This is a genomic window from Dokdonia sinensis, from assembly GCF_003688895.1.
GTDB lineage: Bacteria > Bacteroidota > Bacteroidia > Flavobacteriales > Flavobacteriaceae > Dokdonia > Dokdonia sinensis.
The window spans coordinates 75,520-81,519 of sequence record NZ_REFV01000017.1 but is presented as its reverse complement, the minus strand read 5'-3'; the positions used below and the strand labels follow the sequence as shown (position 1 = coordinate 81,519).

The following is a 6,000-nucleotide window of genomic DNA, read 5'->3' as shown; positions in this document are numbered from 1 at the left end:
GTGCTCGTATTCCCGTTGTCATCCGTGATGGTGTATTCAAAGGTATCGGTACCGCTGAAGTCTGGGTCTGGAGTGTAGGTCACCGTGCCGTCACCGTTGATGGTTACTGTTCCATTCGCTGGATCAGTGACATCCGTGATCGTTGTTGGCTCCGTACCCAGATCGTCATTGTCTAATACGGAAATGTCTACAGGAGTGTCTTCATCCGTAGTCGCCGTATCATCCTCAGCATCAGGTGTAGCAGTGATCGTTACATCTACCGTGGCCGTGCTCGTATTACCGTTGTCATCCGTGATCGTGTACTCAAAGGTATCGGTACCACTGAAGTCTGGATCTGGAGTATAGGTCACCGTGCCGTCACCGTTGATGGTTACTGTTCCATTCGCTGGGTCAGTTACATCCGTGATCGTAGTCGGCTCTGTACCAAGATCGTCATTGTCCAATACGGAAATGTCCACTGGAGTGTCTTCATCCGTAGTCGCAATGTCATCCTCAGCATCAGGTGTAGCAGTGATCGTTACATCTACCGTGGCCGTGCTCGTATTACCGTTGTCATCCGTGATCGTGTACTCGAAAGTATCGGTACCACTAAAATCTGCATCTGGAGTATAGGTCACCGTGCCGTCACCGTTGATGGTTACTGTTCCATTCGCTGGATCAGTTACATCCGTGATCGTTGTTGGCTCTGTACCTAAATCGTCATTGTCTAATACGGAAATGTCTACAGGAGTGTCTTCATCCGTAGTCGCAGTGTCATCCTCAGCATCAGGACCTGGAATTATGGTCACTATAACTGTGGCAGTCTCAGTATCTGTTGTGCCATTTGCATTTGTAATAACTACTGTGTAATCAAATGTATCTGTTCCTGTGTAATTCGGATCAGGAGTATAGGTAACTGTACCATCAGCTTCAATCGTTACTGTTCCATTGGCAGGATCGGTAACCTCTGAAACCACGTGACCTGGAGTTCCATTATATGTTCCTGGCACATTATCATTATCAAGAACATCTATATTAATAGGAGTATCCTCGTCTGTAGTTTCAGCATCATCAATTAATGTAAAACAAGCGCTATTTTCAGTGTCATCAAGAAAATCATAAACGCCGTCACCATTAGTATCTGTAGGTTCCGTGTATCCTGTACCAGAAGTCACCAACCCGTTTGGATCTACCGTAAATCCTGGAGTTCCTGGCATAGCATCTCCTAGGAATCCATCTTCGTCAGCTTTCGCGAAAGCGTCAACAAAACCAGCTTCTATAGTGTCAAAACATCCATCCCCATCTGAATCATTATCCAAATAATCTGGTGTTCCATCACCATCAGTGTCTGGAGCATCTATAAATACGTGCGACGGGTCATCATATAAATCAATTCTACACTCATCAAAACGTAAAGAGTAAAAACGGTCTACTTGAACGTTTGTTCTTTTATTTGCTCCTATCGTAAAGTTGAAGGTGTTTGTTTCTGTCTTTTGGAAAAATACTCTCCACGGGTTTCTTAAATCAATAGGCTCATCAGGTGCGCTTCCACTTCCATCTGCGATGAATTGCACTAAGCCACCAGGCAACTGAGAAGCAATTACACTTGTCGGATTTCCAATACTGTATCCAGAAATATTATTTACTCTATAGAATTCTCGTATAGAGCTTGTTTCTGGACCACCGTTAGAACCACTATCGATGTCTTGTATAAAACCTCCTATACGTTCAACATCTGCGTCTGTATTAGTTCCATCTTGAACCAGTCTAAAGTTGAATACTGCCGTTCTATCTCCAGTCGTGTTTGCATTATAACGAATACGAGGTTGGAATGCCTCTGTCTGTGCTGTAGTCTCATCTATATTAAAGACTCTAGCGCCCGGACTGATAGAAGTTAGTGTTACTATTGCATCTATCGGACTTCCATTTGAATCTACACCTACATTATCAAAACGCCAGATAGAACCTATGGTACCCTCACCTACAGCTCCACCTCCAATTGTTCCTGCTCCAGTTCCTGAACCCGCTTGATATGTTCTATTTATAAATGAATAGGAAATTCCAGTACATCCTGTTGCAGGAGTGCCTCCTCCGGTAAAGAAACCGTAACCTTCGGTTACGTCATCAATACCGTCGTTATCATCATCACGATCTTCATTATTATTTACTCCGTCCCCGTCTGCATCTGCATTTGTAGTTCTATCTCTAAAATCGACATTACCTCCGTCATTAAGATCACCATTACCTCCAGGACCATCTGTATCTGGAAGGTTAGACGTTATAAAATCTGCACCACCAAGCTCTCCGTTAGGATCCCCATAGTCAGGCGTTCCGTCTCCTTCTGGAGTATCTGTTGTATCGATGGCATCATCAAGACCATCGCCATCCGTATCTGTACCTGCAAGTGTAAGCCCTGCTTCTATAGTGTCACTTGCACCTTGATTATCTGAATCTAGATCTAAATAATCTGGTTGATCTGTGATGTCTGTATTTACGGGAAAAAGGCCTAGTTCTTCTCCCTGAGCATTTACATAAGTTACTGGCAGTCCAGATGCAGTAACATCAGGAATACCATCACCATTTGAATCTAAGGCTACCGTATAGCCTAATGTAGATTGTGCTTCGTTATTGTCTGGAATTCCGTCTCCATCTGAATCTAAATCTAAATGATTAGGGACGCCGTCATTGTCTGGATCTAAATTTGCACAAACTCCATCTGCATTAAGGGTACAGAAGTCTGCATCTTGATAATTAGGAACACCGTCACTATCTGCATCTGCGCTAGGATCTATTCCTCCAGACTCTACGGTATCTAAAATACCGTCATTGTCGTCGTCTATATCAACCTCATCTTCAACACCATCTCCATCTGTGTCGATATCGTCTGGAACAACAACTACAGTTACCGTAGCAGAGGAAGTATTTCCATTATCATCTGTAATTGTATAAACGAAAGTGTCCGTCCCATTAAAATTAGGATCTGGAGTATAAGTGACTACACCGTTTACACCTATTGTCACCGTTCCATTTGCTGGGTCGGTAATATTTGTTATCGTTGTTGGTTCAAATCCAAGGTCATCATTTGCAAATAGATCAATATCAACAGGTGTATCCTCATCCGTAGTCTCAGAATCATCCACAGCATTGATAGCATCTGCAATAGTTACTACAACCGTGGCTGTTTCTGTACTCGTATCTCCATCAGGTCCCGTAATAGTAACTGTATAATCAAACGTATCGGTTCCTATATATCCGGCATCTGGGGTGTAGATAACCGAACCATCTGCGTCTATGGTTACCGTTCCATTAGCCGGATCTGTAACCGCAGTCGTTTCGTGATCAGTTCCATAAACACCTACAAGTGTGTCATTTGCAAGAATATCAATATCGACTGGAGTATCTACGAGTGTGTCATCTTCGTCATCCTGAAGAACTAAACATGCATCATTATTGGTAGCATCTTGAGAAGCTCCTAATCCTTGCCCGGCTCCCGCATTATTTGGAATACCATTAGTGTTATTTACACCACCGGTAATCTCACCATCACCGTCAATTTGTCCAAAAGTGATGCTTCCATCACCCTCTAAGGCATCTGGACAACCATCGTTATCACTGTCATTATCTAAATAATTAGAAAGACCGTCCCCATCAAAGTCACAAGGAACACCGTTCACAGCTACTGGGTCTGCAGGATCACTAAACTGTGCATTCCCGAAAGAATATCCGGTATTACCAGCCCTTTTCTTTGCTACGAAACTAATATTAGTTGCTTCCAGCAAATCTACAGTAACCCAATTTTCTTGAGCTGCCGTACCCGAAGCTGCGGTGTTATTATCAAATCTTACATAGTCACCATTATCTGCAAACGCAAATGGAGTTGTCGATTCTGTAAAACGGATATTAGAAACAGGTGTTTGCGATACTATGTAGGAAGCTACACTGGATCTTAGAAACTCAATCCCTTCATTAACATCAGTATTATCTATATCTATAAACGTTAACTTTACTGGAACATTTACTGGTGTAGAGGTACCTGCAATAAAAAAGTCAATCGCAAAACGAACGAAGCCATTCGTATTAGCTCCTCCTAAAATTATAGGAAAGTAGTCATCTGCACTAAATTGTAATCCAGCTACGTCAACAGTTAAATCTCCGGGAGAAGAATTTTCGGCAACAGTTAATCTTAAATCTACAGCTTGATTTTGATATACAGCCGCATTAGAATATGTTGCGAAATCTCCAACGTTCCCAGGAGCTGTTGAACTTCCATCAAAAGTTACGTTAGCTGAGCTTAAATTTATCGCAACAGCTTCTTCTGGAAGATCATTACATTCTACAGTATCTGGAATTCCATCGTTATCATCATCGTCATCACAACCATTAGGTACACCGTCGTTATCGGCATCTGCGCCATCATTAGATCCTGGGCAAATATCATTTGCATCAACCACTCCGTCACCATCTGCATCTGGTGCATAACCGTCATTTCCAGCATTAGTAACAGCTCCTTCCACCGCTGTTACCGTGGTAGGGTCATCGCCCTCTGTTTGAAATCCAAAAGTAAGATCTGGATCAGTATTATCTATATTAATTATGGTAGCACCAGCTACAACAAAGGCAGAATAATCACCATTGACATCTGTTTGTACGGTTTCCGTATTTCCATTAGCATCAGTTACGAAAACATCTACGTTTGCGAGGTCTGGCTCACCAGCATCTTGCGTTCCGTTACCATTAGTATCTTCATAAACGTGACCATCTACAATCGCAAGAGATGTCACAATAGCACCAAGTGCTCCGTGTATATCGGCTGTACTACTAGTGGCGTTTAACGGAAAACTCGATGGGTCAGTTAGATCATCGGCCGCGGTAACATTAGTGTCAAAAAAGGAAATTCCGAAAACGGTGTCTCCATTATTTAAACCTAAGGCTTGTAATGATATAAATGAAACACCCACAGCTTCAGAAGCATTACCTCCGGTTCTAACTGGTGTTCCATCATATTGTGTGTTTGCATTGGCTTGTTGATCTGCAAGGAATGCCCACGAAACATTTGTTTGATTTCCTGCTGTACCAAGATCTAAGTCAGGGATGTTTCCAAAGTTATTTATCGTAATAAGATTTCCATAAGCTGTAGGAACTCCAGCACCATCAACAGCTGTAACCGCTGCAACTTGATAAGGACTATTCCCATTTTTTTCGGTTGCTAAGAAACCGATGCGTGTCAGACTTGCTAGGTTGGGTATATCAAAAGGATCATACAATACATCAATACGCTCAATGTTGTTAGTGGTTTCTGTATCATTCTTAAAAACATCATTTGCTCCACGATTAATTATAGGTTCTCTCAATAAATCAAACATATCACAGTCACCAGCACCCGAACCTGGAAAATCTGCTTGATATTGATAATCGTCCCCACCTACTTCTGCCATAAACACACTACAACGGTCTGCAACAACGGCTCCCGTCACGGCTACAGCATTATTATCAACCCTGTTTAGGACATAATCGGTCTGAGTAAAATTATTGTCAAGCACAAAATTTTGTGTTCCATTACCGTCACCTGCGTCAGCAGTAATGCTCACGAGTCTCAAGTTTACACCCTGACCGAATTCGTAGGTCTCGTTCGTTCCGCTACCTGGCGCATCTGGTGCACTATAAGATAAAGGCGTTGTGGGCTCTGCAACGACAACAGCACCGTTGATAGCTGTCGTCTGAGCTAATGTATTTGAAGATAGTATGACGAAAAAGGTAAACATCAAAAATGTAAACCTCTGAGGGAGAGTAATATGTTTCATATAGGTAGGGTCCTAGTTGGGGAATCTTAAACTTTTAAAATACTTTACTTCAATGTCTTAATGACAAAATTACAAATGTGAACGCTAAGTTAAAGTACTTACAGACATATAATAATTAAAATCGTTGAATGGATCAGTTTAATCGACAAAATGCTCAATTTATCAACAATTTCTGTTCATAACATAGTTTCGTACAACTTATATACGCTATTATTTAAAT

At 41.9% G+C, this 6,000-nt stretch carries 1 protein-coding gene; it reads right to left on the bottom strand.

Annotation, left to right across the window (positions count from 1 at the left end; translation table 11 throughout):
- Positions 1-5,780, bottom strand: a 5,780-nt coding sequence (locus tag EAX61_RS14580; RefSeq protein ID WP_121918446.1) for an Ig-like domain-containing protein, incomplete at its 3' end; no start/stop codon positions are given.
- Positions 5,781-6,000 lie beyond the last annotated feature (220 nt).